This is a genomic window from Marinobacter sp. SS8-8 (assembly GCF_030540945.1).
In the GTDB taxonomy this organism is placed as follows: Bacteria; Pseudomonadota; Gammaproteobacteria; order Pseudomonadales; family Oleiphilaceae; genus Marinobacter.
This window is the reverse complement of the sequence record NZ_JASSVN010000020.1, coordinates 33,944-59,782: the sequence shown is the minus strand read 5'-3', so window position 1 is coordinate 59,782 and position 25,839 is coordinate 33,944. Positions and strand designations below refer to the sequence as shown.

At 60.8% G+C, this 25,839-nt stretch carries 21 protein-coding genes; 7 read left to right on the top strand and 14 right to left on the bottom strand.

The annotated features are described in order from the left end of the window. Window positions 1-155: 155 nt before the first annotated feature. Both QPL96_RS16645 and QPL96_RS16640 read left to right on the top strand, forming a co-directional pair. Window positions 156-1,235, top strand: a complete 1,080-nt coding sequence (locus tag QPL96_RS16645; RefSeq protein WP_303288436.1) for an efflux RND transporter periplasmic adaptor subunit — start codon at window positions 156-158, stop codon at window positions 1,233-1,235. Further along, entirely contained in the window at window positions 1,232-4,462 is a 3,231-nt protein-coding gene (locus QPL96_RS16640) for an efflux RND transporter permease subunit (RefSeq protein WP_303288435.1), read from the top strand. The genes QPL96_RS16645 and QPL96_RS16640 overlap by 4 nt, the downstream gene beginning before the upstream one ends. Here the strand turns inward: QPL96_RS16640 and QPL96_RS16635 are convergent. Further along, window positions 4,459-4,908 (bottom strand): potassium channel family protein, encoded by a 450-nt coding sequence (locus QPL96_RS16635; protein ID WP_303288434.1) that lies wholly within the window; start codon window positions 4,906-4,908, stop codon window positions 4,459-4,461. The genes QPL96_RS16640 and QPL96_RS16635 overlap by 4 nt on opposite strands. A 153-nt stretch (window positions 4,909-5,061) precedes the next feature. Between QPL96_RS16635 and QPL96_RS16630 the strand changes: the two genes are divergently transcribed. The 5 genes from QPL96_RS16630 to QPL96_RS16610 all read left to right on the top strand — a co-directional run bounded on the left by QPL96_RS16630 (window position 5,062) and on the right by QPL96_RS16610 (window position 13,585). Then, entirely contained in the window at window positions 5,062-6,300 is a 1,239-nt protein-coding gene (locus QPL96_RS16630; RefSeq protein WP_303288433.1) for an efflux RND transporter periplasmic adaptor subunit, read from the top strand. Beyond that, the gene (locus tag QPL96_RS16625) at window positions 6,297-9,464 is read left to right on the top strand and encodes an efflux RND transporter permease subunit (protein WP_303288432.1); all 3,168 of its coding nucleotides are present in this window, start codon (window positions 6,297-6,299) and stop codon (window positions 9,462-9,464) included. Before QPL96_RS16630 ends, QPL96_RS16625 begins: the two co-directional genes overlap by 4 nt. Before the next feature lie 83 nt (window positions 9,465-9,547). Then, a complete protein-coding gene (locus QPL96_RS16620; protein ID WP_303288431.1) occupies window positions 9,548-10,231 on the top strand; it encodes an ABC transporter ATP-binding protein in 684 nt (227 codons plus the stop codon). Window positions 10,232-10,238: 7 nt separating this feature from the next. Then, window positions 10,239-12,509 carry an FtsX-like permease family protein gene (locus QPL96_RS16615; RefSeq protein ID WP_303288430.1) on the top strand — a complete coding sequence of 757 codons (2,271 nt, stop codon included), beginning with the start codon at window positions 10,239-10,241 and terminating at the stop codon, window positions 12,507-12,509. Beyond that, the gene (locus QPL96_RS16610; protein WP_303288429.1) at window positions 12,506-13,585 is read left to right on the top strand and encodes a lipocalin-like domain-containing protein; all 1,080 of its coding nucleotides are present in this window, start codon (window positions 12,506-12,508) and stop codon (window positions 13,583-13,585) included. Before QPL96_RS16615 ends, QPL96_RS16610 begins: the two co-directional genes overlap by 4 nt. Here QPL96_RS16610 and QPL96_RS16605 read toward each other — a convergent pair. From QPL96_RS16605 to QPL96_RS16545, 13 genes are all read right to left on the bottom strand, one after another. Next, window positions 13,582-14,313, bottom strand: a complete 732-nt coding sequence (locus QPL96_RS16605; protein ID WP_303288428.1) for a proteasome-type protease — start codon at window positions 14,311-14,313, stop codon at window positions 13,582-13,584. The two genes, QPL96_RS16610 and QPL96_RS16605, sit on opposite strands and share 4 nt — an antisense overlap. A gap of 95 nt (window positions 14,314-14,408) precedes the next feature. Further along, complete coding sequence (locus tag QPL96_RS16600) at window positions 14,409-15,194, bottom strand: transglutaminase family protein (protein ID WP_303288427.1); 786 nt, start codon at window positions 15,192-15,194, stop codon at window positions 14,409-14,411. Then, a complete protein-coding gene (locus tag QPL96_RS16595) occupies window positions 15,191-16,129 on the bottom strand; it encodes an alpha-E domain-containing protein (RefSeq protein WP_303288426.1) in 939 nt (312 codons plus the stop codon). Before QPL96_RS16595 ends, QPL96_RS16600 begins: the two co-directional genes overlap by 4 nt. Further along, the gene (locus QPL96_RS16590) at window positions 16,123-17,556 is read right to left on the bottom strand and encodes a circularly permuted type 2 ATP-grasp protein (RefSeq protein WP_303288425.1); all 1,434 of its coding nucleotides are present in this window, start codon (window positions 17,554-17,556) and stop codon (window positions 16,123-16,125) included. Before QPL96_RS16590 ends, QPL96_RS16595 begins: the two co-directional genes overlap by 7 nt. 84 nt (window positions 17,557-17,640) lie before the next feature. Next, a complete protein-coding gene (locus QPL96_RS16585) occupies window positions 17,641-18,849 on the bottom strand; it encodes an ammonium transporter (RefSeq protein WP_303288424.1) in 1,209 nt (402 codons plus the stop codon). 235 nt (window positions 18,850-19,084) lie between these two features. Next, window positions 19,085-20,002, bottom strand: coding sequence for a flagellar motor protein MotB (locus tag QPL96_RS16580; RefSeq protein WP_303288423.1), 918 nt, complete (start codon window positions 20,000-20,002; stop codon window positions 19,085-19,087). A 2-nt stretch (window positions 20,003-20,004) separates the two neighbouring features. After that, on the bottom strand, window positions 20,005-20,775 hold the full coding sequence (pomA, locus tag QPL96_RS16575; protein ID WP_303288422.1) for a flagellar motor protein PomA: 771 nt from the start codon (window positions 20,773-20,775) through the stop codon (window positions 20,005-20,007). A 70-nt stretch (window positions 20,776-20,845) separates the two neighbouring features. Then, complete coding sequence (locus QPL96_RS16570) at window positions 20,846-21,265, bottom strand: YkvA family protein (RefSeq protein WP_303288421.1); 420 nt, start codon at window positions 21,263-21,265, stop codon at window positions 20,846-20,848. Between the two features lie 73 nt (window positions 21,266-21,338). After that, window positions 21,339-22,985: an NAD(P)/FAD-dependent oxidoreductase gene (locus QPL96_RS16565; protein WP_303288420.1), complete on the bottom strand. Its 1,647-nt coding sequence runs from the start codon at window positions 22,983-22,985 to the stop codon at window positions 21,339-21,341. Further along, on the bottom strand, window positions 22,976-23,473 hold the full coding sequence (locus tag QPL96_RS16560) for a DUF6231 family protein (protein WP_303288419.1): 498 nt from the start codon (window positions 23,471-23,473) through the stop codon (window positions 22,976-22,978). The genes QPL96_RS16565 and QPL96_RS16560 overlap by 10 nt, the downstream gene beginning before the upstream one ends. 14 nt (window positions 23,474-23,487) lie before the next feature. Continuing rightward, complete coding sequence (locus QPL96_RS16555) at window positions 23,488-23,745, bottom strand: FAD-binding domain-containing protein (protein WP_303288437.1); 258 nt, start codon at window positions 23,743-23,745, stop codon at window positions 23,488-23,490. A gap of 138 nt (window positions 23,746-23,883) precedes the next feature. Beyond that, window positions 23,884-24,633, bottom strand: coding sequence for an SDR family oxidoreductase (locus tag QPL96_RS16550; RefSeq protein WP_303288418.1), 750 nt, complete (start codon window positions 24,631-24,633; stop codon window positions 23,884-23,886). Window positions 24,634-24,664: 31 nt separating this feature from the next. Beyond that, the gene (locus QPL96_RS16545; protein WP_303288417.1) at window positions 24,665-25,786 is read right to left on the bottom strand and encodes an alkene reductase; all 1,122 of its coding nucleotides are present in this window, start codon (window positions 25,784-25,786) and stop codon (window positions 24,665-24,667) included. Window positions 25,787-25,839 lie beyond the last annotated feature (53 nt).

The window sequence follows — 25,839 nt, the reverse complement described above, 5'->3', positions numbered from 1 at the left end:
GTTTTTTCTTTTGTTTCAATTGCTTGTGACAAAGAATACCATTTTCCGCTGGAGGTTTCCTGCCTGATTACCTCATTTTTTTATTTAATATCAGTGTTTTACGTTTATGGACGGAAACTAACTAATAACCAGATTCGTCATTCGGGAGGTGCTCAATGGGGCGGATAGCAGCCGCAGGCTTTATCGTCACCCTGGGGCTGCTGGCCTCTGCGGTCCAGGGGCAGGACGGCGACCGGGCGCTGATGGCAGCGGTCGCAGAGCGCAGCGAGTTTCATGAGACCGTCCGTCTTGATGGTGTCATCGAGGCTGTTCAGCAGAGCACTGTCTCGGCCCAGACCAGTGGTACCGTTGAGAGTCTGCCCTACGATGTTGACGATTCTGTCGCCGCTGGTGACCTTATCGTTCAGCTCGAGGATAGTGAACAACGGTCCCGGCTGCGCCAGGCCCAGGCCGGACTGGAGGAAGCCGAAGCGGCACTCTCGGATGCGCGCCAGCGGTTCGAGCGTATTGAGGCAATTAGTGAGCGGGGGCTGGTGTCCCGCCAGGAGTTTGATCAGGCCAGTAACAATCTGGCGGCCGCCCGGGCCAGGGTGGAGCGTGCCAGCGCCGCGGTTGCCGAAGCCCGGGAGCAACTGTCCTACACCCGGGTGGTGGCGCCCTATGGCGGCATCCTCACCGAGCGGCATGTAGAGGTAGGGGAGTCTGTGAGCCCTGGCCAGCCACTGCTCAGCGGGCTGTCCCTGGAGCAGCTGCGGGTCGTCGTCGACCTGCCACAGAAATACGCGGAACTGGCGCGCAGCGAGCGCCAGGCAACGGTGACACTTGCCGATGGCCGGGTGCTGGAGACCGGTGAGATGACGTTCTACCCCTATGCCAACCCGCAAACCCATACCTTCCGCCTGAGAATGCGCCTGAGTGAGCCCAACGGCTCCCTGTTCCCCGGCATGCTGGTCAAGGTCGGCGTGCCCGTCGCCAGTCGTGAGGCCCTCTGGGTGTCGGCCAGCAGCCTGGTCCGGCGCAGCGAACTGAGAGCCGTTTTTGTGCTGGATGATCAGGGCCGGCCCCGGCTGCGCCAGGTGCGCACCGGGGTGCGGGACAATGACCGGCTTGAGATCCTTGCCGGCCTCAGTGAAGGCGAACGGGTGGTCACCAATCCCTCGCAGTTGGTGGGCAGTGATCGGCTGAACCTTGTCACGGAGTTAGGTACAGAGTCGGGCACGGAGGCGAAGCCGTGAGCCGTGATTTACCGCCCGTTGGCCCATCCGGTGCCATTGCCCGGGTTTTCCAGAACAATCATCTCACGCCATTGCTTGCCATTCTGGCGGTCATTCTTGGCGTGCTGGCCGTGGTGGTTACCCCGAAAGAGGAGGAGCCCCAGATTGATGTCACCATGGCCGACATCATGGTGGCGTTTCCCGGCGCCAGTATCCGCGAGGTGGAAAGCGCCATAGCCACGCCTGCCGAACAGGTCATGAGCGAGATCCAGGGCGTGAAACACGTCTACTCAGTGTCTCGTCAGGGCCAGGCCTTGATCACGGTGCAGTTCGAAGTGGGCGTTCCCCGCCAGGAGGCGCTGGTCCGGCTCTACAACCAGGTGTATTCGAATCAGGACTGGTTGCCTGCCAATCTCGGCGCCAGCCAGCCGGTTATCAAACCCAAAGGGATTGACGATGTTCCGGTGATGACCCTGACCCTTTACGATCCGGTTAACGGGCACAGCGGGGAAGAGCTTACCCGCCTTGCCCATATGCTGGAGGTCGCTCTGAAGCGGGTTCCGGGTACCCGGGACGTCTACACCACGGGCGGCATCCCCGACCGGGTCGATATCCGGTTTGATCCGGCACTGCTGGCAGGCTTCAACCTGACCATTGACGATCTACGAAATGCGCTGTCTGCCGCCAATGCCAGCAGCCAGGAGGCCCGGATTACACGGGATAATGTCTCTATCCCGGTTCAGGCCGGAACCCTGCTGGAATCGGTCGACGATGTTCGCCGTCTGGTGGTGGGTATGCGCAATGGCTCAGCGGTTTACCTGGCGGATGTGGCGGAAATAAGCCGGGGTGGCACTGTGGCCGATCAGAGCGTGATGACGGGCTTCGGGCCGGCATATGAGAACGGAATTGACAGCCGGCCCGGCGGAGTGTACCCCGCGGTAACCCTGGCGATCGCCAAGAAACCGGGTGAAAACGCCGTCAATATCACCACGGCCATTGAGCAGCGTCTGCAGCAGTTGCGAAACCGGGCATTACCCGAGGGCGTGGAAGTGCTGGTTACCCGGGATTACGGCGTGACGGCCTCCCGGAAGGCCCGCAAGCTGATCACCGATCTGATCTCCGCCACCCTGAGCGTGGTGCTGCTGGTGCTGGCGGCCATGGGCTGGCGCCAGGCCCTGATCGTTGGCGTTGCGGTCCTGATTACCCTGTTACTGACCCTGGTGTTTTCCTGGGCCTGGGGCTTTACCCTCAACCGGGTATCGCTGTTTGCGTTGATTTTCTCCATCGGCATACTGGTGGACGACGGTATCGTGATCACCGAGAATATCAACCGCCGGATCCGGAACTCCCGCCAGGCGGTGAAGGACATCATTCCCGTCGCTGTCGACGAGGTGGGAACGCCCACCATTATGGCCAGCCTGACCGTCATGGCGGCGCTGATCCCGATGGCTTTTGTCAGCGGCCTCATGGGGCCGTACATGAGCCCCATTCCGATCAATGCCTCGGCGGGTATGGTGCTGTCCCAGATCGTAGCCTTTGTTGTCGCGCCCTGGCTGGCCTTTCGGTTGCTGAAACACAAGAAAGGAGAAATGGCTGCCGAAGCGGATGAGGCTTCCAGTTCCGCTGACGGCGTCAGTCCCTTGTCCCTGCGCATCTTCCGGACGGTGCTGGGCCCGTTTCTCGGTAACCATTCCTGGCGTCGTCGCCTGCTTGGGCTGGGCGTGGTTGGGCTGACCATCGCGGCTGCGTCGTTGCCAGTCTTTATGGCGGTTATCCTGAAAATGCTGCCCTTCGACAACAAGTCCGAGCTGCAGGTGGTGGTCGATATGCCTGAATACACCCCGATGGAGCAGACCCAGCGGGTACTGATGGAAATGGGCGGGTACCTTGAATCGGTAGACGAAGTCGCCACCTGGCAGACCTACGCCGGCACGGCATCCCCTATCAACTTTAATGGCCTCGTACGCCAGTATTACCTGCGCAACGATCCCTATCAGGGCGATATCCAGATCAACCTGAGCGACAAGGAAAACCGGGATCGGCAGTCCCACGACATTGCCCAGTCCTTACGGGCGCCACTGAAGGCGGTTGCCGACAAATACGGTGCCAGCGTGAAGGTCGTGGAGGTGCCCCCGGGACCCCCGGTTCTGTCTCCGGTGGTGGCCGAAATCTACGCGATGGGTGAATCCCGTCGGGCGGAACTGGCCCGCGGCGTGGCAGAGGGGATGCCCGAAGTCGATGGGCTGGTGGATATCGACACCACCCTCGAAGCCCCGACCCGGCAGTGGAAGGTTGTGGTGGACCGGGACCGTGCGGCGCGGCTTGGCGTCTCCCAGGCCCAGGTCGTCGGTGCCCTGCAGACCGCGCTTGGTGGGACCAGCGTCAGCTTCCTGCATGACGATTACGCCAAGTACCCCGTTCCGATCCGGGTGATTCTTGGCGAAGGCGACAAGGCTCAGCCGTCGATACTGCTATCTCTGAAGGTCCGCAGCCGCAGCGGCAATCTGGTCCCGCTGGCGAGCGTTGCCGACATTCGTGAGGCGGACTGGGTGGGTGCGATCTACCACAAGGACCTGCTGCCGGTAACCTATGTGACGGCGGACATGGCTGGCGAGACTGAGTCACCGCTGTATGGCATGTTTGCCATGGTGAAGCGCCTGAACCAGCAGGAGGGCGCCCCGGAACAATACTTTGTTGACCAACCGACGCTCCCGGAAAACGGTGCTCTCAAATGGGACGGTGAATGGCAGATTACCTATGAAACCTTCCGGGATATGGGGGCCGCTTACAGCGTGGGTGTACTCCTGATCTTTGTCCTGCTGGTGGCGCAGTTCCGGTCGTATATCCTGCCACTGGTCATCATGGCCCCCATCCCACTGACGCTGATAGGGATCATGCCCGGGCATGCCCTGTTGGGTCGGGAATTCACCGCCACCAGCATGATTGGCATGATTGCCCTGGCGGGCATTATCGTGCGTAATTCGATCCTGCTGGTGGTGTTTATCCGGCAACTGATCGAAGAAGGGGTGGACCTGGATGAGGCGGTGGTCCTGGCAGGGGCGGTGCGGATCAAGCCCATCGCTCTGACGGCGATTTCAGCGATGGTGGGTGCTTACTTCATTCTGAATGATCCGATCTTCAACGGCCTGGCAATTTCGCTGATCTTTGGCCTGGCCATGTCGACACTGCTGACGGTTCTGGTGGTTCCCCTGCTGTATTACACTCTGGCTCGTTGCAAGTGGGTTTAGCGGGTAGGCCAGTAGCGCTGCATTTCCACGAACAGGAACGAGGCGCTCCAGGTGATCAGAACCAGTCCGGCGAGGGCCTCGATGCCGGTGAGAAAACGCAGGACGCCAAAGGGCTCAACATCCCCGTAGCCAACGGTGGTAAAGGTGGTAAAAGAAAAGTAGACGCAATCCAGAATGCTGCCGCTGAAATTGCCGGCAAGTTCACCCCAACCCTCGGCGTGGTGCATGAAGAAAAACGCGGCGGCAAAAATCCAGACCTGCAAGGTGTGGGCGGCAAGAATGCCAAAGACCGCGGCGATCAGGCGGAACCGATGGCTCTGGTGCATCTTCGCCAGGAGCCCGCTCAAGTGAACCAGCGCCTCGTGATGAATAAGTACAACGACGGCAACAATCAGGCCGTTGATGAGCGTTGCGCTCAGGAGATTGACATGTTGTTCTACCGCCAAAGGTAATGATCTCCGTTGCCATGAAAGGGGCGATTGCCGCGAAAAATAGACGCAGGGCTCGGGTTTGCCCAATCCGAAAACGAGCCCTGATTGTATAGTAATCTGAACCCGACAGCCCGAAGGGCTTTATTTACCATAGCTGGCCAGCACGTAATGTCCAAACGACTCATTCCTGTATTGATTCTTGCCATCGGCATCGCCGGTTTCCTGTTTCTCAAGATGACTCGCCCGGAGCCCGCCGAAGTGAACGCCACGGAGCGCAGTTGGCGTGTTCAGGTGCAGCGGATTGAACCGGGTACCCATACGCCTGTGTTGCCGCTGTATGGGGAAGTCACGGCTCCGGAGCAGTTGACGGTTATCGCGACACTCGCCGGACGTATCGGGGAGCGCCCCGTGACCGAGGGGCGGAGGGTGAAGGAGGGCGACCTTCTGGTGGCGCTCGACGATGCCGACATCGAGCCGGCGCTTGCCCAGGCCGAAGCCCAGGTGGCGGACCTGGAAGCACAGATCCGATTAGAGCAGGTGCGTTACCGGAACGATCAGGTGGCGCTGGCCAGTGAGCAGGCCATTCTCGACAACGCCCGTCGTCAGCTTGAGCGTACACGATCACTGGTTAACCGCAACCTGGCGTCCCGGGAGGGGCTGGAAGCGGCCACTGACGCCGCCGCCCGGGCAGAACTGACCGTGACTACCCGGCAGCGGGCGATTGAGGAACATCCGGCCCGCCTGCAGAGCCTTGAGGCGAAGCTGGCCCAGGCCGAAGCGAACCTGAGCAGCACCCGGCGGGATGCTGAACGGGCCAGGATGATGGCGCCCTTCGACGGTATTGTCACCGACATTCAGGTCGCCAGGGGCGACCAGGTCAGCCGCGGCGAACCCTTGCTGTCGTTGTATCCTACTGACGGCCTCGAACTCAGGGCACGAGTACCGGAAATGTTCCGTGGCGAACTGCTGGCTGCCCTGGAGCGGGGAGAAACCCTGACGGCGACCAGCGTCGACAATCAGCACCGGTTCCGGCTGGCCCGCTTCGCCGGCACGAGTGATCCGTCCGGAACCGAAGCTATCCTGGAACTGACAGAACAACCCGGAGGAATCCGCCCTGGCGAACTGATGCCGGTGACCCTGGAACGGGCCGCTCTCAGTAATACCGTTTCCATTCCGTTCAGTGCACTCTACGGCGCCGACAGCGTTTACCTGCTGTCATCGGATGGCCGTATGGAGCGCGCCAGAATAGAACGTAGTGGCGAAGCCCGGGGGAGCAACGGAGAACGTCGCCTGCTGGTGTCCGGCGAAGCGCTGGTTTCCGGCGCGCAACTCATTACCACGCACCTGCCTAATGCGGTCACCGGCCTCAAGGTGGATGTGGCGGATTCCGGAGCAGCGGAGCAATGAGGCGCAGAAAGGGCGTAATCGGTTTTTTTGTCCATCACCGGGTTGCTGCCAACCTGGTGATGTTGGTGATGCTGCTGGGCGGGGTCTTGGCCCTGACCCGGATGAACGTCCAGTTCTTCCCGACGTTTGCCCTTGATTTCGTCAGTGTTCGCGTGGTCTGGAGCGGTGCGTCCGCCGAAGACGTGGAGCAGGGCATTACCAACCCGCTGGAGCAGCGCCTGCGCAGTGTCGACGGCCTGAAAAAAATGACCTCCACATCGGCCCAGGGCGTGTCTTCCATCACCCTGGAATTCGAGGAGGGCACCGATCCGATTCTGGCCCTGGACGATGTTCGTCAACAGGTGGACGAATTCACCAACTTCCCTGCAGAGGCGGAGGAGCCCCAGGTAACCCGGATAGAACGGTATGAGCCCGTCGCCCGGCTGTTGGTCATTGGTGATGTGGACCGCAGCGAGTTGCGTCAGTTGGCTTATCGGTTTGAGGACGAATTGCTGCAGCGGGGCATTGACCGGGTGTCCATCCGGGGCTTGCCGGAGCAGCAAATCAGTATCGATGTGCCGGTGGAACGGCTGGAGACGCTGGGGCTGTCGCTGGAGCAGGTCGCCGAGCGCGTTGCCGCCGTTTCACGGGATCTGCCGGCGGGCATGATGGCGCAACAGGATGCGACCCGGGAACTTCGGGCCGTGGAGCAGCGCCGTAGCCCCCAGGAATTCGAAAATATCCCGTTGCTCAGTGGTGCGCGCATACAACTGAACCTCGGAGATGTTGCCAGCATCCGGCAGGAAGCCCGGGAAAGCCAGATAACCCTGGAGAAAGACGGCAAGCCGGCGGTTGAGCTCCAGTTGCAGCGGTCAGAAAACGGGAATTCACTGGCGGCCGCCAGGGTGCTGGAAACCTGGCTGGCGGACACCCGGCCGGCGCTGCCGCCGACGGTGGCACTGGAAGTCTACGATGAAACCTGGCAGTTGCTGGATGACCGCATTTCCCTGTTGGTGAAAAACGGCCTGGGCGGTCTGGTGCTGGTGGTCGGCCTGTTATACCTGTTCCTGCCCGGGCGTGTGGCCCTGTGGGTGGCTATTGGCATCCCGACGGCGTTCCTGGCGGCGATGGCGGTACTCTGGCTGATCGGTGGCTCCATCAACATGATTTCCCTGTTTGCCCTGATCATGGCCCTGGGGGTCATTGTGGATGATGCCATTGTGGTTGGTGAAGACGCCGATGCCCACGCCCGAATGGGGGAGGAATCCATTTATGCGTCCGAGGGGGCCGCCAAACGAATGGTCTGGCCGGTGCTGGCGTCTTCCCTGACTACCGTCGCAGCTTTCATGCCCCTGCTGGTGGTTGGCGGTGTCATCGGCAATATCCTGGGTGATATTCCGCTGGTGATGATCTGTGTGTTGGTCGCCTCTCTTGTGGAGTGCTTTATCGTTCTTCCGGCGCACCTGCGCCACGCCTTTGTGCCCCGTCGAAAGCAAACAGCAGGATCCGAGGCATCCGAATCAAGAAAGTCGGGCCTGATCGAGCGGTTTCGGCGTGGCTTTGAACAACGTTTTGACCAGTTTAGGGAGGGCCGGTTCCGCCGGTTTTCCCGCTACAGCCTGGAGCACCGGGGCGCGACCGTCGCCGGTGCGGTTGCCCTGGCCATTGTGACCGTCGGTCTGCTGGCTGGCGGCCGGCTCGGGTTCAACTTTTTCCCGACGCCGGAGCCGTCGGTGTTCTACGCCAATGCCAGTTTCGTGGCCGGAACTTCCCGGGGAACGGTGGATAGCTTCCTTGAGCGGATGCAACGAACCCTCAACGATACGGAGGAGGCCCTGGGCGGCGATTTCATCCTCCATGCGGTCACTACCCGGGGCGCGACCCAGGGCTCTGAAGGCAGCTCACGAAGTGGCGATGAGTTGGGCTCGATGATGATCGAGCTGGTGCCCTCGGACCAGCGCTCAGTCCGCAACCCCGAATTCATCACCGAGTGGCGCAGCCGGCTGGAGACGCCGGCCGGGCTGGATAGCCTGACCATATCCGAACGGCAGGCGGGTCCGCCGGGCCGGGATGTGAACGTGCGCCTGACCGGCGACAATGCCGAGCGCCTGAAACAGGCGGCGGACGAGTTGATTCAGGCGCTTTCTACCCTGCCCGGGGTACTGGACGTGGAAGAGGATATGCCCTGGGGGCGGGAACAGCTGATCTATCAGGCCAGCGCCTACGGCGAGGCCCTGGGGCTGAGCACTTCCGATCTTGGTCGGCAGCTCAGGGCGGCCTTTGATGGCCGGATTGCCCAGATCTACCAGGATGGCCGGGACGAAGTGGAGGTTCGCGTGCAGCTGCCCCGGGACCAGCGTGAGCGTCTGTCCACCCTGTCCCGGATGACGGTCCGGGTTCCGGACGGGCGTTTTGTGCCGTTGACTCAGGTGATGAACCTGGACCACCGCCAGGGATTCCAGGCTCTGCGCCATGCCGAGGGCAGGCTGGCTGTTGAGGTAACCTCTGGCCTGAATACCCGGGTCAGCACCACAGACCAGATTCTGGAAAGCCTTCAGGCCGGGGTGCTGCCAGAAATTGCCAGCCGCTATAACGTGCGTTACAGCTTTGAGGGACGGGCTGCGGATCAGCGGGAAACCATGTCCGATATGCAGACTGGGTTGGTGATCGGCCTGGCGCTGATGTATGTGGTTCTGGCCTGGGTGTTTGCCTCCTGGAGTCTGCCGCTGATCGTCATGGCTATTATTCCATTTGCCCTGGTGGGGGCGTTGCTCGGCCACTGGCTGATGGGGCTGCAACTGACCATATTGTCGCTGTTTGGTTTGTTCGGCCTGTCCGGTATTGTGGTCAATAACGCCATTATCCTCGTAGCTTTCTACAATCAGCAGCGGAAAAAAGGGCTGGATATTACCGATGCACTCAATGAGGCCGCCGTGCAGCGGGTGCGGGCGGTGATGCTGACATCATTGACAACCATCGGTGGTCTTCTGCCCCTGTTGTTCGAGACGTCCCTGCAGGCCCAGTTCCTGATTCCCATGGCCACCTCCATTGCCTTTGGCCTTGGGTTATCAACCTTGCTGGTGTTGCTGGTGATTCCGGCGTTGCTGTCCTGGCTGGAGCAGTTCCGCGAGTGGCGCGCACGCAGGCATGGCTCATTTGCCGAGCCTCTGGGAGCCCCTGACTGAGAAGAGGGTTCCGACTGTGTGAGTAAAGCGGTTGCCCCAATCCATCGGGCAGGCAATCAGACAGGCAATCAGGCAGGAAAGACATGGTGGATTCTTTGCTTTGGGCCCGAGGCCTGGACAAGCAGTTTCGCAGCGGCACGGAACCGGTACCGGTGCTCACGGATCTTTCCCTGCATCTGGAGCGGGGCGAATCACTGGCCCTGACCGGTCGTTCCGGTTCCGGCAAGAGCACCCTGCTCAACATCCTCTGTGGCCTGGAAATGCCGGATGCCGGTGTGGTCCAGGTGCTTGGCGAGACCTTCGACAGCGGGAAGCCCGACGCAATGAACAAGGCTGAAGCACGTTGGGGCAACCTGCGCCGGCATCAGATCGGCGTGGTGTTCCAGGAAGCCAACCTGATGCCTGCTCTGTCCCTGCTGGATAACGTCCGCTTGCGGGCCCGGCTTGCGGGCCACAATGAAAATGACTGTCAGGACTGGCTTGAAAGGCTGGGTATCGGCGAGCTTTCGGACCGTTACCCGGATCAGGTATCCGGCGGTCAGCGCCAGCGGGCCGCACTGGCCATGGTGTTTGCCATGAAACCCACCCTGATTCTTGCCGATGAACCTACAGGCAGTCTCGACCACCACACCGCCGAGGCGGTTATCGGGCAACTGTTTGAGTTGCAGGCCCGCCATGGCTGCGGGCTGGTCCTGGCCACCCACGACCCGGAGCTGGCCATCCGCTGCAGCCAGCACATGGATCTCGGGCATCAGCCCGGAACCTGAGCCTGTCATGACTCTCCCAGCCGCCCTGTTCAGCCACTATCGCCGCCACCCTCTGCAACTGCTGGCGCTGGGCGCCATGATTGTGCTGGCCACCATGCTCTGGACCGGCGTTCACCACCTGACCAGCCAGGCCCGGGCCAGTCTTGAGCAGAGCGAATCGGCAGTGGCCGGGCGCCAGCAGGTAAAACGCAAAGACGGCGAACGGGTTACAGTGGAAGACTTTGTCAAGCTGCGGCGCCGCGGGCTTTGCGTGATGCCCTGGCTGGAAGTGACTTCGCCGGAAACGGGTCGTGTTGTTGGTGTTGATCCCCTGGCGGCCGGCTGCTTCGGGAATCCTGACCGGGAAGAATCACCCTGGCGTGGTGAGCTGGACGGCCGGCCCTTTGTGGATATCAGTGACGCGGCCGAACTGGCCCGGCGGCAGCGAAGTGAGCTGTCGTTATTGGTGTCGGACGCCCAGGATGCCGGCGACCTCCCTTCCGGTTACCAACTGGCGCCTTTCAGGGTTGGGCCCGATACCGGGGAGCTGGGTGACAGTTTCCTGCTGAATCTGGATGCGCTGGGTGTGCTGGTTCTGCTGATCACGGCCCTGCTGGTACGCAGTGTTTACCTGCTCGGGTTGGCCCAGCGTCGCGACAGTTTTGCCCTGCTGCATAGGTTTGGCGTTCCCCGGCGGCGCATCAACCGCCTGCTGGCCATTGAGATCATGGTGCTGGCCCTGGTGTGTATTATGCCCGGAATCTGGCTTGGCCGCTGGCTGGCTACCGGTCTTGGCAGTGGTTTCGGGCGGGCGCTGGAAGGGCTGTTCGATCAGCCCTTGTACGCGGGGCGGGACGGCGGCTGGCTGATGCCTCTTGCTACCATGTTGGCGGTGGTTCTGGTGGCTTGCCTGGCGGATTTGCTCCGGCCACTGGCGCAGCGGTTGTCCGGGGATGCCCGCTGGGTTGGCGGGTTCCTGGTTCTGGTGCTGATGGCCGGTATTGCCGTGTCGATTTGGGCCTCTGCCCTGGTCTGGCTTTTCGTTGCCTTGGCCATGGTGTTCGTGTCGGCAGGTACTCTGGCGCCGATGCTGATTTCCCGGCTTGCAGACGGGTGGGCAGGGAGAGACACAGACCCGCTGTCACGCTGGCGCCACCGGGAGCTTTCGGTGCTGGCCCGGCGCCTGGCCCTGCCACTGGTGGCACTGCAGTTTGCCATGGCCATGGTGCTGGCGGTGCAGGCCCTGGTCACCACCTTCGAAAGCACCTTTGACCGGTGGCTGGCCCAAAGGCTGGAGGCGGAGTATTACATTGAAGTGCCCGAGGCCGTGGATACAGGCCTGGCTCTGGACTGGCTGTCGGAACAGCCGGAACTCGCATCCTCCGGGTTGTGGCATCGGGTGGTTCGGGGTGAGGCGACGCTCATGGGCGCCGCCGGCGAGCCGGGCCCGGTGGTGGACGTGTTTGCCCTCGGGCCCGTTGGCCCACTGGTGACCGGATGGCAGCTGTTTGAATCAACGGCCCAGCCATGGCGGGCGCTGCAACAGGGCCAGGGCTTGATGGTGAATGAACAGCTTGCCCGCCGGCAGGGTGTGACCGCCGGCCAGCTTCTGAAGGTGAAACTCGGTAGCCAGGTGCTCAATTTCCCGGTGCTTGCGATCTACCCGGATTACGGCCGCCCTGCGGGTGAAATTCTGGTGAACGCTGCTGTGTTGCCCCCGGATTTTATTCCGGGTTTCCAGAGCCTGTCGGTATCGCCCGGGACGCTCGATATTGAGGCCATTAGCCAACAGTTGAAGCAGATCTGGCGGGTTGAGGAACTCACCGTCCGGGACAATCGGGCCATTGCAGAGCTGGCTTCTGCGATCTTTGACCAGACCTTTGTGTTCACCCGGGCCATGACCGCCCTGACCCTGATCCTGGCCGCCATTGCCCTGTTGATGATGGGCTGGGTGTTTTTCTCCACCCGGGCCTGGTACTTCCGGTTGCTGGTGGTGTGGGGGCTGTCACGCCGACAGGCCTCGGCCCAACTGACCCGGCTGGCGGTGTCCCTGACCAGTGCTATCGCGTTGCTGGCCCTGCCCCTGGGCGTCTGGCTGACCTGGGCTCTGGTGCATCGCATCAACCCTCTGGCCTTTGGCTGGTCCCTGCCCATGGTGGTCTATCCGCGGTTCTGGCTGGAACTTGGCGTGCTGAGTCTGCTGGTCGGGCTCAGTATTGCCCTGCTGATGCGTCGGCAGCTCAAAACCCCGGCCCTGGCCCCGGAGAGCACCAGTGCCCTGGCAGGAGGTGAACGATGAGACGGAGTTTCTGGTTGCTGTTTCTGCTTGTCTTTGCCGGTTGTTCGGAACAGCAGCAACAGTCCGGGTTTGCCGGCCTGGCGGGCGTTGCTGAGCCGGAGTCCGAGGTGCCGTTTTTGCAGCCCGGCCTAGGCGACCGTTTGAGTTTCCCCGAAGACTTCGGCCCCCACCCGCAACACCGCATCGAGTGGTGGTACCTGACCGCCAACCTGGAAACCGCCGGCGGAGACTCCCTGGGCCTGCAATGGACCCAGTTCCGTCAGGCCATCAAGCCCAGGCCGGTGGATGCCGAACCGCCTCCCGCCAGCGAATGGCCTCTGGAAGCCGCCTGGATGGCCCATGGCGCGGTGAGTTTCAAGGGTCGACACTATTTTGCGGAGAAACTGGCCCGCGGCGATGTTGGCCATGCCGGTGCGATTGCGGAGCCACTGACGGTGTGGCTGGATAACTGGCAACTCAGCGACCCGTCTGGTGACGGCCCCTGGCAGTTGCGGGTGTCAGCGGATAGCTGGTCCTACGATCTGTTTATGAGCATCAACCGCGGACCCGTCGCCCACGGCAACCAGGGCTTCAGCACCAAATCCGCCAGTGGCGAGGGGTCTATGTACTTCAGCCTGGTGGACTTGCAGATTGAAGGCACGGTTACCCTGGGCGATGAGACACTGGACGTCTCGGGCCAGGGCTGGTTCGACCGGGAGTGGAGTAGCCAGTTTCTCAAGGCCGGGCAACAGGGCTGGGACTGGTTTGCCCTGCACCTGGATTCGGGCGACAAGCTGATGGCCTTTCAGTTGCGGGAAGACGGCGGTGCCTTCCGGTCCGGCACCTGGATTCCGGAAAAGGGAGAGCCGGTGGCCCTTACGCCGGACCAGCTCCGAATGGCACCTGTTTCCGGGCAGAGCGGCTACCCACGCCAATGGCAGTTGGAAGTGGCGGGCTACGGGGTCAGCCTCGAGGTGTCTGCGCCGGTGGGGGACTACCGAAACACCGGGCTTTACCCTTACTGGGAAAGCCCGGTTACCGTCTCCGGCAGTCATTCCGGTGTGGGCTACATGGAGCTGACCGGCTATGGCCATTAGCGGGTGGCAAGCACCGGCGGTTCAAGCTGATTGAACAGTCCCTGAATACCTTGATGCCATTGCTGTCGCAGTTCATGGAAGTAGTTGCTGTTCTCTTCGACCCGCTCGGTAAAGCAGGGTTTGAGGGCATCCCGCGGGTAGATGGCGACATCGATGGGCATGCCCACCGAGAGATTGCTCTTCATAGTGGAATCGAACGAGATCAGGGCACACTGATAGGCACGGTTCAGCGGCGTCTTGTAGCTGATGACCCGGTCCAGAATCGGCTTGCCGTACTTGGACTCGCCGATCTGGAAGAACGGCGTTTCTTCTGTGGCTTCAATGAAATTCCCTTCCGGGTAGATATTGAACAGCCTGGGTTCTTCACCCCGAATCTGGCCCCCGAGGATCAGCGAGCAACTGAAATCCACATGGCCGAGTCTGCCGTCGGGGTTGTCGCGGCGGATCACCTCCCGCATGGTCTGGCCAACGGTTTCCGCCGTCTCGAACATCGAGCCGGTATTCAGGACGTTGTGCACGTCGGTTCCGGCCCGTCGCTCCAGGAGGCTGATCACGCTCTGGCTGGTGGCCAGGTTGCCTGCGGACAGCAGGATCAGCTCGCGTTCGCCCGGTTTTTCAAAAACGTGCATCTTGCGAAAGGTGGAGATCTGGTCAAAGCCGGCATTGGTCCGGGAGTCCGATGCGAACACCAGGCCATCGGCCAGCCGCATCGCTACGCAATAGGTCATGAAGCCCTCCTGAAAGGCTTGCTCTGTTGCGCGTAGTCTAATCAACTCCTCCGGTCAGGTGTGAGCGCTTTATTGCGGCGTTTGCCGGCTTTTTGTTACTGACTGTCTGCCGGGTTGGTCACCCAGGCCCGGGTCTCCATGTGCTCCATCCCCCCGCCAGCCCGAACGCCGCGCACCGGTGCCGCATCGCGATAATCCAGACCGACTGCCAGCTTGATGTGGCTTTCGGCCACATTCAGGGTGTTTACCACATCGAAGGTTTGCCAGTTCCGGCCAATCCAGGCTTCGGCCCAGGCGTGGGTGGCAACGTGGGCGTCGTTCAATGAGTGTATGTAGCCACTGACATATCGGGCGGGAACGCCGATATGCCGACAGCAGGCCAGGAACATGTGGGTGTGGTCCTGGCAGACACCGGCCTTCTGTTTGAAGGCTTCGCTGGCCGTGTGGGTCACGGTGGTGGCGCCCGGCATGAACGTCACGTGCTCCCGCAGGTGTTTCATCAGCCTTACCAGGCCCCGTTTATTGGGGGGATGCTGAACAGCCAGGGTTTTCAGCGCTTCGTCCGCTTCGGTGAGCGGGGTCTGGCGCAGGAAGACCTCCGGCGGGAAGGGGGAATCATCCCGGGTCAGTGGTTTTCCCGTCAGGTCGACAATACCTTCGGCGGTCAGCACGATCTCGTTCACCGCTTTATCGAGGGTCATTACCGTCACCAGGTTGCCGAAACCATCCACCATCTGACTGGTTTCACCGGGTGCCTCCAGGTGCCAGTCGTGGATGCGTTGCTGCGGGGTATTGCGGGGCGTCAGCCGGATGTACTGGATGCTGTCACTCACCGGTGCTTCGTAGGTGTAGCGCGTTTCGTGCCGGATATGAAGTCTCATCCCTGCCACCCCATGTAGTCTCTCTGGATCTGAGCGGCGATGCCCTGAATCCGGTCGAGGAAATCCACCAGGTATTCGTGCAGGCCCCGTTCGGCTATGTAATCCCGGTCACCGTAGCGGATATTGGCGTAAAGGCTGGATGCCAGGCGCCGGGAGCCTCTGGCATCCCCGCTTTCCACCTGCTCGAGAAGACTGGCGATTTCCTGCAGGCAACCATGCAGTGAACGAGGCACGTCCGGCTCCAGGATCAGGAGCTCGGCAACGCTCGTGGCATCAAGGTTATGGCCGTAGGTATTCTGGTAGGCCTCGAAGGCTGCCAGGGAATGCAGCACGGCTGTCCACTCGAAAAAGGCCTGGGTGGTGTGGTCTTCCATGGCTTTCATGGCCATGACGTGGCGAATATCGAGCACCCGGGCGGTGGTGTCGGCCCGTTCAACGAAAGTGCCCAGCCTCAGGAAATGGAAGGCATCATTTCTCAGCAGGGTGCCATAGGCTGCGCCCCGGAACATGTGGGAGCGTTCCCGGACCCAGTCGAACACAGTGCTGGCGTTGGATTCGGTAACGCCCTTGCGTTGTAATCCCTGCATCTCCAGCCAGGCCTGGTTAATGCTTTCCCAGACATCCGAGGACAGGTTGCCCCGCACATGAAGGGCGTTATCCCGGGCACTTCGTATAATGCTGAACACGCTGGCGGGGTGCCGGTTGTCGAGCAACAGAAAATCGATCAGATTCTGGGGCGTGATTTCCTCATGGTAGTCGAGGAAAACCTCGCGGGTTCCTGACACCAGCAAGGGCACGGATAACTGTTCGGTGCGGTCTTCCGGCACATCAATCAGGGCCATGGTCAGGCTGACATTGAGAAGCCGGGCCTGGCTTTCGGCCCGCTCCAGGTAACGGGCCATCCAGAACAGGCTTGAGGCGGCGCGGCTCAGCATGGGTCGCCCTCCAGTACCCAGGTGTCTTTGGTGCCACCACCCTGGGAAGAGTTAACGACCAGTGACCCTGCTTTCAGGGCCACCCGTGTCAGCCCGCCCGGTACCATCTGGATCTTCTTTCCGGATAATACGAAGGGGCGCAGATCAAGGTGTCTCGGAGCGACACCCTCATCGACAAAGGTCGGACAGGTGGAGAGGCTCAGCGTTGGCTGGGCGATGTAGTCCTGGGGTCTGGCCCTGAGCAGGCTGCGGAAGGTGGCCAGTTCTTTGCTGCTCGCTTTCGGGCCGATCAGCATGCCATAGCCCCCGGCACCCTGGGCTTCCTTGACCACCAGCTCCGGCAGGTGGTCCAGCACATACTGAAGGTCTGTCGGTTTGCGGCACTGCCAGGTTGGGACGTTTTTCAGGATGGGTTCCTCGTCCAGATAGAAGCGGACCATGTCCGGTACATAGGGGTAGATGGATTTGTCATCGGCAACCCCGGTCCCCATGGCGTTGGTGATAACCACGTTGCCGGTGCGGTAGGCGGCGTAGAGACCCGCCACGCCGAGCATGGAATCCGGATTCCCGGCCAGAGGGTCCAGGAAGTCGTCGTCGATGCGCCGGTAGATGACGTCTACCTGCTGCGGGCCGATGGTGGTCTTCATGTACACCTTGTTGTGGGCCACGAACAGGTCTGCGCCCTCCACCAGTTCGATACCCATCTGCCTGGCCAGGAAAGCATGTTCGAAATAGGCACTGTTGAACCGGCCCGGGGTGAGCACGACCACTGTCGGGTCGGCCTTGAGGGATGCCGCCCGCAGGGTCTCGCCCAACAGGTTGGGGTAATGTTCCACCGGTGCCACCGCGGAGTGAGTGAATAGTTCCGGGAACAGCCGCATCATCATCCGCCGGTTTTCCAGCATATAGGACACCCCACTGGGGCAGCGGAGGTTGTCTTCCAGCACGTAGAAATCGCCGTCGTTATGACGAATCAGGTCGATGCCGGCGATGTGGGAATACAGGTTGCGGGGCAGCTTCAGGTTCTGCATCCCCGGCTGGTACTGGGAGTTTGAAAACACTTGCTCGGCACTGATCACGCCGGCCTTGACGATGTCGTAGTCGTGGTAGATGTCGTAGAGAAACCGGTTCAGGGCCTGGACCCGCTGCCGCAGTCCGCTTTGCAGTTTCTGCCAGTCACTGGCGGAAATTACGCGGGGGATCAGGTCGAAGGGGATAAGCCGGTCCGCTCCCTGGTCCTCACCATAGACATTGAAAGTGATGCCGAGTCGCTGGAACAGTACATCGGCTTCCCGGCGCTTTTCGGCGATCAACTCCTCGTTGGAGTTGATCAGCCAATGCTCCAGCATCCGGCACTGGGGGCGTACCCGGTTGTTTTCATCGAACAGTTCGTCGTACAGGCCTTCGGCCGGCGTCTGGATCAGCATGGTTCGGTCCGCCTCTGTCAATCGTGCCGTACATAACGGCGCGGAATGGAAAAACCGGCTGCAAAAGACGGGCCACCGACAAGATTATTCGATAGCCGTTGCGCCAATGTGGTGAATGCTCACGTCTGCACCGTTGAACTCTTCCTCTTCCGTCAGCCGCAGGCCGGAGATCGCATTAATAACGCTATAGACGATCAGACCGCCGACAAAGCCGACACTGACACCGGCCACCGAGCCGATGATCTGGGACATCAGGCTGATGCCACCGAGGCCACCCAGAGCCTCCTGGCCGAAGATGCCGCAGGCGATGGCGCCCCAGACACCGCAGACACCGTGCAGGGGCCAGACGCCCAGCACATCGTCCAGGCGTACAATCCTGGCCTGGGCCCATTCAAACAGGTACACAAAGATGGCGCCGGCCACACCCCCGGTAATCAGTGCCCCGACAGGGTGCATCAGGTCTGAACCGGCACACACGGCCACCAGTCCGGCCAGCGGGCCGTTGTGAATAAAGCCCGGGTCTTTGCGGCCCAGCAGCATCGACGTCAGGATACCGCCGACCATGGCCATCAGGCTGTTTACCGCCACCAGGCCGCTGATGCCATCCAGGGTCTGGGCGGACATGACGTTAAAGCCAAACCAGCCGATCGTGAGTATCCAGGCGCCGAGGGCCAGGAATGGAATATTGGAAGGCGCAAACGCCACTACCTTGCCGTGGCGATACCGGCCTTTACGGGCGCCCAGTACCAGCACCGCCGCCAGCGCAATCCAGCCGCCGACCGCATGCACTACAACAGAGCCGGCGAAATCGTGGAAGGATGCACCAAACTGGTTCTCAAGCCAGCTCTGGAAGCCGTAGTTGCCGTTCCAGACCAACCCTTCGAAGAAGGGGTAGACAAAAGCCACGATCAGACCCGAAGCAATCAGCAAGGGGTAGAATTTTGCCCGCTCGGCAATGCCGCCGGATACGATGGCGGGAATCGCCGCGGCGAAGGTCATCAGGAAGAAAAACTTCACCAGCTCATAGCCGTTGGCGGCGGTGAGCTCGGCGGCGCCGTTCATGAAGTGAGTGCCGTAGGCGATGTAATAGCCGATAAAGAAGTAGGCCACGGCGGAGATGCCGAAGTCGGTCATGATCTTGACCAGCGCGTTTACCTGGTTCTTGTGGCGGACAGTACCGACTTCCAGAAAGGCAAAGCCGGCGTGCATGGCCAGCACCATAACGGCACCGATCAGGATGAACAGTGTGTTGGCGCTTTCGGTCAGGGTGTTTACTGCACTCGTGATGTCCACGGGTTTTGGCTCCTGATGTTGGGTATCCGGCCTCTTTCGGGCCATTGTGCATGGGAAGGGTATTGGGTTGTGCATTGATGAGGGGCAGCTTTAGCAAGAGCTGTTCCAAAACAATGCATTTCCAGGGTGGAGTGAGGGTTGCGGCAATATTGAACGCGGCTGGCGGGGTATGGCTGGCGTTTATCGCACTATCATTGTGCGTTTTAAGGGTCGACGCACCAATATGGCCTGTTTTTTACCAGCTGATTTCGCCGGAGGAGGGGGTGCCAGACTCAACCCCAATGATCGCTTCCTGACCCACGGATTCGGACTCAATGAGTTCCCGCAGGCGAATTTCCTGTTCCTGCATGGGCTCGGAAAGATCAATGATGATCTCCACCCGGCGGTTTTTTGCGCGGTTCCCGGGGGACGTGTTCGACACTCTCGGCTCGGTATCCGCCCGCCCGGTTACCGCCAGCCTGGTGGGCTGCACGTAATCCCGGGCCAGCAATACATTGGCCACGGCCGCCGCCCGGGCCGCGGACAGGTCCCAGTTGCTGTAGAAGCGTTCTGTGCGGATGGGCACGTTGTCAGTGTGGCCTTCAATGGTCAGATTGCCGGGAATCGTGGCCAGAACTTTCGCCATTTCCAGCAGAAGGCCTTCGAATTCCCAGGTCAGTTGTGCGGAGCCTGATGGAAACGAGCCTTTTTCCTCGACGCGGATCACGATGCGCCGCTGGTCCTGGCTGACGTTGATGCGCCCGTCGGCGATGGCCGGCTCCAGTACCTGCGCAAGATCGTTCATGGTTTCCTTTATCTGCTCCTGAATTGCGGCCTCCACGGCCATGTCGGTGGGGCTTTTCAGGGTCTGCAGCTCCGGCTGTTCATCCGTGGTGGTTTGCCTTACTTCATTTACCACCGTGGGCTCAGGCGGGGCGGGCGAGAAGGTGTCAAAAATGGGGCTGGTGCCCTTGGGTATTTCCAGTACCGGTACGTCGCGCTGGACCCCGAAGGCCTTGGAAAGTTCGCCGGCAATCTGCTTGAACTTCTGGGCGTCGATTTCCGAGAATGAAAGCAGCAGAACAAAGAAACACATCAGCAGGGACATCAGGTCTGCAAAGGTGACTACCCAGGCGGGGATGCCCGGTTTTTCCTCTTCCGGCAGCTCATCCATGCCTATGTGCCCTCGGCTTCGACCAGTTTCCCGCGCTCCTTCGGTGGCAGGTAGCTTGAGAGCATCTGTTCGATAATCCGCGGATTGGTGCCTTCCTGAATGGCCACAAGAGCATCGGTGTAAAGAGACTGCATCCGGGCTTCTTCTGTCATTCGGAGAGACAGCTTGTCTGCGATGGGCGTAGCGATCATGGTGGCGATCATGGCGCCATAGAGCGTGGTCAGAAGCGCAACGGCCATGGCAGGGCCGATGGATTTCGGGTCTTCCATATTGGAAAGCATCTGAACCAGACCGATGAGGGTGCCGATCATGCCCATGGCCGGAGCGACGTCCGCCATGGCCGTAAAAACCTTGGCGCCGCAGCGATTGTGCTCCAGTGTCATCAGGCGTTCCTTGTTCAGAAGCTGCTTGATGGTATTGCCGTCCTGTCCGTCAACCAGCATCTGGATGCCCTGCCCGAGAAAGGGGCTGCTTACTTCCCGGTCCTCGAGGCCGAGCACGCCCTCTTTTCTGGCGACATTGGCGATATCCACCAGTTCTTCAATGCTGGCCTGGGTTTCCGGTAACTTGAACTTGAACGCCCTGGCAGCGGCCTTGAAGGCGCCGAAAAACTGGGCAATGCTGAACTTGGCGAGTACCACCAGCAAGGTGCCGCCAACAACGATCAAGAGTGACGCAGGATTGAGGAAAACCACCGGCGAGGTGCCGAGAATTACTGCGGAGCCGATAAGTAATATGGCGCCAGCAAGACCGATAAGAGTGGCGAAATCCACGGGAACTCCAGATTTGATTGACGTACCGACAGAGCAAGGGGTGTGAGGGTACCTTCGGTTCAGAATTTAATCAATTCGTTTGAGGTGCACTTTTCACCTCTTCCTGCTGTTCTTTCCAGGCTGCGTAACGGTGCAGGTCGGATTCCACCAGCTTCAGGCACAGGGCGACCACGCCGGCATCGTCGAGAAAACCGAAACCCAGGATCAGGTCCGGGATAACATCCAGCGGGTTCATCACATACAGAAGCGCGCCCGCCACTGCTGCGATGGTTTTCCAGGGGACGCTGCGGTAATTGCCGTACCAGTAGTCCCGGATCATCGAGAACATCAGTTGGATATCCGCACTGAAACGCTTCAGTTTGCCGCTGCCTTTCACTTTTTCCTCGATGGCGTGTTGCCGGTCCAGCAGTGTTTCAAGGTCTTCCCGATGGACCTTGCTGGCTTCCGCGTTTAACTGTTTCTCGGCGTTTTTCTGGCTGAACAGGGCCATGAACAGGTTCCCTTTATTACCTGAGATGTTGGGCAGCCATGATCGCGCAACCCCGGCGGCATTTCCAATGGCATTAACCCACGAAGATTCGCTTCGCCAGTCCGGCGCCTCGCCAGCCCTGAATGGCCAGGGTGGTGACCAGGCCACCGATCATGGCGCCCACCACCCCGCAGGTGAGGATGTCCTGGCCGGTAAGGTAAAGGCCCGGAATGTCGGTCTTGGGTTTCAGCCAGGCCTGTTCAAACCGTTCCGGGTTGTGATCCAGGCCATAGAGTTCGCCCCGGCCATACCGGCAGAACCAGGCGGTGGAAAGCGGAGTGGAGGTTTCCACGTAATCCACTTTGCCCCGCAGTTGTGGCAGCTTTTCGTACAACACCTCCAGTAACTGGTCGGTGATCTTCTGCTTCAGGGCCTCATAGTCCTCGCCACGTTTGCCCCAGAGGGTGCCCTGCCAGGGCTCGAACAGCTCCCAGGTGGTGGGTGCGACTATCTCGATGGTGGAGGTGCCCGGCCAGCGGTTCTGGTAATCCGGGTCCTTGGCAGCCGGGAAGGAGATGTACACCACCGGGAAATCCGCCTGCTCCGGGTCATCAAGGAACCGCTGCACGTTGCCATCGTGATCGGCACCTGGGTAAATCCAGAAATTGGTGCGGGGCAGCCCGAGTTGTTCCGGCGTGCCTTTCAGGCCAATGTACAGGCCAATGTGGGGCATTGATGGGGTGATGCGCTGGCGTTTGCCCTGATACCCGGTTTTCTCGGCTGCATCCTCAGGCAGCAGCTTCTCGAAGGTGTTGATAACGCCGGCATTACTGATCACCAGAGGTGCGCGGATCTCCTCGCCATCGGCCATACGTACACCCGTCGCCTTGCCTTTTTCGATGAGGATGTTGGTGACATCGGCATAGGTGAACACCTCTCCGCCGGGCTTCTGTATGACCGGAATAATCGTCTTGGCGATTTCCGACGCCCCGCCGACGGGGTAGAAACCGCCATGCAGGTAGTGTTTGGCGATCAGCGCGTGGACCATGAAGCTGGACTGTTTCGGCGTGACCCCGCAATCGCCCCACTGGCCGGCAATGGCGCCGATCAGTTCCTGGTTGTCGGTCAGCCCGCCCAGTACGTCCCAGGTGGTTTTGTTAAAGCACGCCGGAAGGGCCACATCCAGGCCCTTGTGGACCAGTGGCCTGAGAATGCCGGGGGTCAGCTTGGAGAGAGTGTACCACTGCATGCCGTCGGCGACCTTGCCCAGCAGCTTCAGGTACTGGTCGATGGCGTTCTGTTCATCGGGGAAAGCGCTGAGCAGCGAGTGCCGCAAGCCTTCCTTGCCGGCGCGCAGGTTGACCACCTTGTCGCCCAGAAAGAACCGGTCGTAGTTTTCGTCCATGGGGGCCCATTCCAGCTTGCCGTTGGTGATGTAGTCGAACAGCCGGCGGCCGAGGGTATGGGGCGAGCCCATGTCACCGATATAGTGCACACCCACATCCCACTCGTAACCGTGGCGGGCATAGCTGTGGGTATAGCCACCGGCGGTGTAATGCTGTTCCAGCACCAGAACCTTCTTGCCGGCCTTCGCCAGACAGGCTGCTGTGGTCAGGCCGCCAATGCCGGAGCCGATCACGATGGCATCGTAGGGGCCTTTCAGACGGTTGGCCCGGTACCGGGTGCCGATTCGGATGGTGCTGGGTTTGAGTTTTCCTGAAGACAGGCTGTTCACCACCATGCTTTTCCCCACATTTCCGGATTGGCCCAGTGCTCTGGATTGTTCCAGGCCCGTTTATGGTTGTAAGTGTCCAGATTGTAGGTGTACAGCGTGAGTGCACCGTTCTCACTTTCCAGCTCGGCATGGCGCCGGAAGCCCAGGCCAATGAAATCGGTAAAGGCCCAGTCTGGCGCTTCGCCCACCAGCACGGCTATCTGATGGGTGCCGTAGTTCCTGAGCTGGCCCAGCAGCAGTGCCCCTTCGCCGTGGGGCAGATGTTCCAGGGTGTCGCTGATCAGGGCGAGATCGGCAACGCGGTCCATTGGCAGGCTGGCGTTTGGGTCGCTGGTGTCCAGGGTGTGCAGGTGAGTGTCATTCCGATGCTGTTGCCAGAACCGGGATACCTCTGTGGCCAGAGCTCCGCAGCTTAGCAGTGTGCCCGGCGCAGTGGTGTCGATAATGCGGGCCAGGGTGTCCCGCGCTGTGCTGGTCTTTCCGGAATTTGTCATATCTGCCACGCTTGTCACAACAGAAGCCAGTCTGCTGCATCCACTGTGTGTAATCCCACGGGCAGTTCCGCATGTCCGCCCCAGCGATCCGCAAAGGTGACCGTGGGACCGTGCTGTCGCGTCTGCCTCTTGAGGTTGAACTGTCTCAGGCCTCTGGGGTTGGCTCCTACGTTGGCGAGGTATAGCCCGTTGCCGTAGTTGCTTCCAACATCATAGTCGATCAACTGCTCCTTAAGCCATGCCGCGCCAACGCCAGGCCGGGCCCGGTTCACCACCGGGACTCGGTGTCGCGGCGACTGCCCGGGTTTTAATGGCACGTTGGGTGGCGGAGGGGAACTTTGAAGATGGGTCGCAACGCCGCCAGACGGAATGCGGCGGCGCTGCTAAGGATTTGAAGGACCGGGTTGGGGTTACAACTCCTGGGCGGTGGGCCGCAGTATGATTTCGTTGATATCGACGTCTGCGGGCTGTTCGATGGCATAAACAATGGCCCGGGCCACGGCGTCGGAATCAATCGCCACCTTGTAGAGCTCGTCCGCCGCCTGTTTGGCGTCCGGATCGGTGATGGTGCTGGTGAGCTCGGTCGCCACGGCCCCCGGCGAGATGTTGGTGCTGCGGATCTCGTCACCCGCCTCCATGCGCAGCCCTTCAGACAGGGCCCGGACAGCGTATTTGGTGGCGCAGTAGACAGCGGCCCCCGGAAACAGTTTGTGACCGGCGACGGACGACAGGTTGATGACGTGCCCGCTGTGTTGCTCTCTCATGGTTGGCAATACCGCCGCGATTCCATACATCACGCCTTTGATGTTGACGTCCACCATCTGTTCCCATTCGTCTACCTTCAGGGCGTCCAGCGGCGCCAGAGGCATCAGGCCGGCGTTATTGACCAGTACATCGATCCGGCCGAAGGCCTCTTTAGCCGCCGCGGCCAGCGATTCCACCTGGGTGCGGTCGGTCACGTCGGTAACCTGCCAGATTGCCTCGGCGCCCCTGGATTTCAGGTCCTCCGCCAGGGCTTTCAGGCGATCTTCACGGCGGGCGGCGAGCACCAGCCTGGCGCCCCTGTCAGCCAGGCGGCGGGCGGTGGCTTCACCGAGACCACTGCTGGCACCGGTGATAATGACGACTTTGCGGTTGATTGGGTCGTTGGTATTGCTCATGGTGTGTCTCCTTTGGGAATGAAAGCTCTATTCAGGCGCTCTTTTCGAGTTCCTGTAGCGTTGGGTAATCGGTGTATCCGCGCTCGTCGCCGCCGTAAAAGGTACGGTCGTCCCACTCGTTCAGCGGCGCATTCTGGCGGAAGCGTTCCGGCAGATCCGGGTTGGCGATAAACGGGCGACCGAAGCTGACCAGGTCGCAGCGACCTTCGTTGATACGCTTGCGGGCCTCATCAGCAGTGTAGGCACCGTTGGCGATGTAGGTGCCTTTGAAGCTGGCACGGATGGCATTGATCACCTCTTCCGGGCGTCCGTTGGTATGATTGCCCTGGAAGGAGTCCTCCACCACTTCGATGTAGGCGATGCCCAGGTCGTTCAGGTGCCGGGCGAAGGTGCCGAAGGTCTCAACCGGGCTGTCGTCGTGCATGGCGTTGAAGCTGCCGGTGGGACTGACACGAACCCCGACCTTGTCCTTGCCCCAGACGTCGATAACGGCCTCGACCACCATCAGCGGCAGGCGCAGGCGGTTTTCCACCGGGCCACCATACTCGTCGGTGCGCTGGTTGCTGCCGCTCCTGATGAACTGGTCCAGCAGATAGCCGTTGGCGGCATGGACTTCAATACCATCAAAGCCAGCTTCCCTTGCGTTCAGTGCGCCCTGGCGGTATTGCTCGACGATACCGGCCATTTCCCCGGTTTCCAGGGCCCGTGGCTCCGGAATATCCACCATGCCGGAGTCGGCGCTGATGAAGGTCTTGGCGCCTTCGGGTCTGATCGCGGAAGGCGCAACGGGCTTTTCACCATTCGGTTGCAAGTCCGGGTGGGAGATCCGGCCCACGTGCCACAGTTGCATGTGGATCCGGCCACCGGCCATGTGCACCGCGCCGGTTACCTTCTTCCAGCCTTCAACCTGCTCCGGCGAATGAATGCCGGGGGTAAAGGCATAGCCCTTGCCCTGTGGTGACACCTGGGTGGCTTCACTGATGATCAGGCCGGCGCCGGCCCGTTGCTGGTAGTAGCGGGCGTTCATGGCATTGGGAACGTCCCCGGGCTGGCTTGAGCGGGAGCGTGTCAGTGGCGACATCAGAACCCGGTTGGGCAGGGCCAATTGGCCCAGATGGCAGGGTTGAAACAGTGGATCGTTCTGGGTGCTCATCGGGCATCCTCCTTCAGGATGACATACGCTTAAGATTAAATTCTGGTAATTAG

Bases quoted from the DNA above. Each gene is read 5' to 3' on its own strand.
- QPL96_RS16565 (WP_303288420.1), bottom strand. From the start codon at position 22,985: ATGGTGGTGAACAGCCTGTCTTCAGGAAAACTCAAACCCAGCACCATC.
- QPL96_RS16590 (WP_303288425.1), bottom strand. From the start codon at position 17,556: ATGCTGATCCAGACGCCGGCCGAAGGCCTGTACGACGAACTGTTCGAT.
- QPL96_RS16550 (WP_303288418.1), bottom strand. From the start codon at position 24,633: ATGAGCAATACCAACGACCCAATCAACCGCAAAGTCGTCATTATCACC.
- QPL96_RS16605 (WP_303288428.1), bottom strand. From the start codon at position 14,313: ATGACCTATTGCGTAGCGATGCGGCTGGCCGATGGCCTGGTGTTCGCA.
- QPL96_RS16610 (WP_303288429.1), top strand. From the start codon at position 12,506: ATGAGACGGAGTTTCTGGTTGCTGTTTCTGCTTGTCTTTGCCGGTTGT.
- QPL96_RS16560 (WP_303288419.1), bottom strand. From the start codon at position 23,473: ATGACAAATTCCGGAAAGACCAGCACAGCGCGGGACACCCTGGCCCGC.
- QPL96_RS16625 (WP_303288432.1), top strand. From the start codon at position 6,297: ATGAGGCGCAGAAAGGGCGTAATCGGTTTTTTTGTCCATCACCGGGTT.
- QPL96_RS16620 (WP_303288431.1), top strand. From the start codon at position 9,548: ATGGTGGATTCTTTGCTTTGGGCCCGAGGCCTGGACAAGCAGTTTCGC.
- QPL96_RS16645 (WP_303288436.1), top strand. From the start codon at position 156: ATGGGGCGGATAGCAGCCGCAGGCTTTATCGTCACCCTGGGGCTGCTG.
- QPL96_RS16545 (WP_303288417.1), bottom strand. From the start codon at position 25,786: ATGAGCACCCAGAACGATCCACTGTTTCAACCCTGCCATCTGGGCCAA.
- QPL96_RS16630 (WP_303288433.1), top strand. From the start codon at position 5,062: ATGTCCAAACGACTCATTCCTGTATTGATTCTTGCCATCGGCATCGCC.
- QPL96_RS16595 (WP_303288426.1), bottom strand. From the start codon at position 16,129: ATGCTGAGCCGCGCCGCCTCAAGCCTGTTCTGGATGGCCCGTTACCTG.
- QPL96_RS16580 (WP_303288423.1), bottom strand. From the start codon at position 20,002: ATGGATGAGCTGCCGGAAGAGGAAAAACCGGGCATCCCCGCCTGGGTA.
- QPL96_RS16615 (WP_303288430.1), top strand. From the start codon at position 10,239: ATGACTCTCCCAGCCGCCCTGTTCAGCCACTATCGCCGCCACCCTCTG.
- QPL96_RS16570 (WP_303288421.1), bottom strand. From the start codon at position 21,265: ATGGCCCTGTTCAGCCAGAAAAACGCCGAGAAACAGTTAAACGCGGAA.
- QPL96_RS16600 (WP_303288427.1), bottom strand. From the start codon at position 15,194: ATGAGACTTCATATCCGGCACGAAACGCGCTACACCTACGAAGCACCG.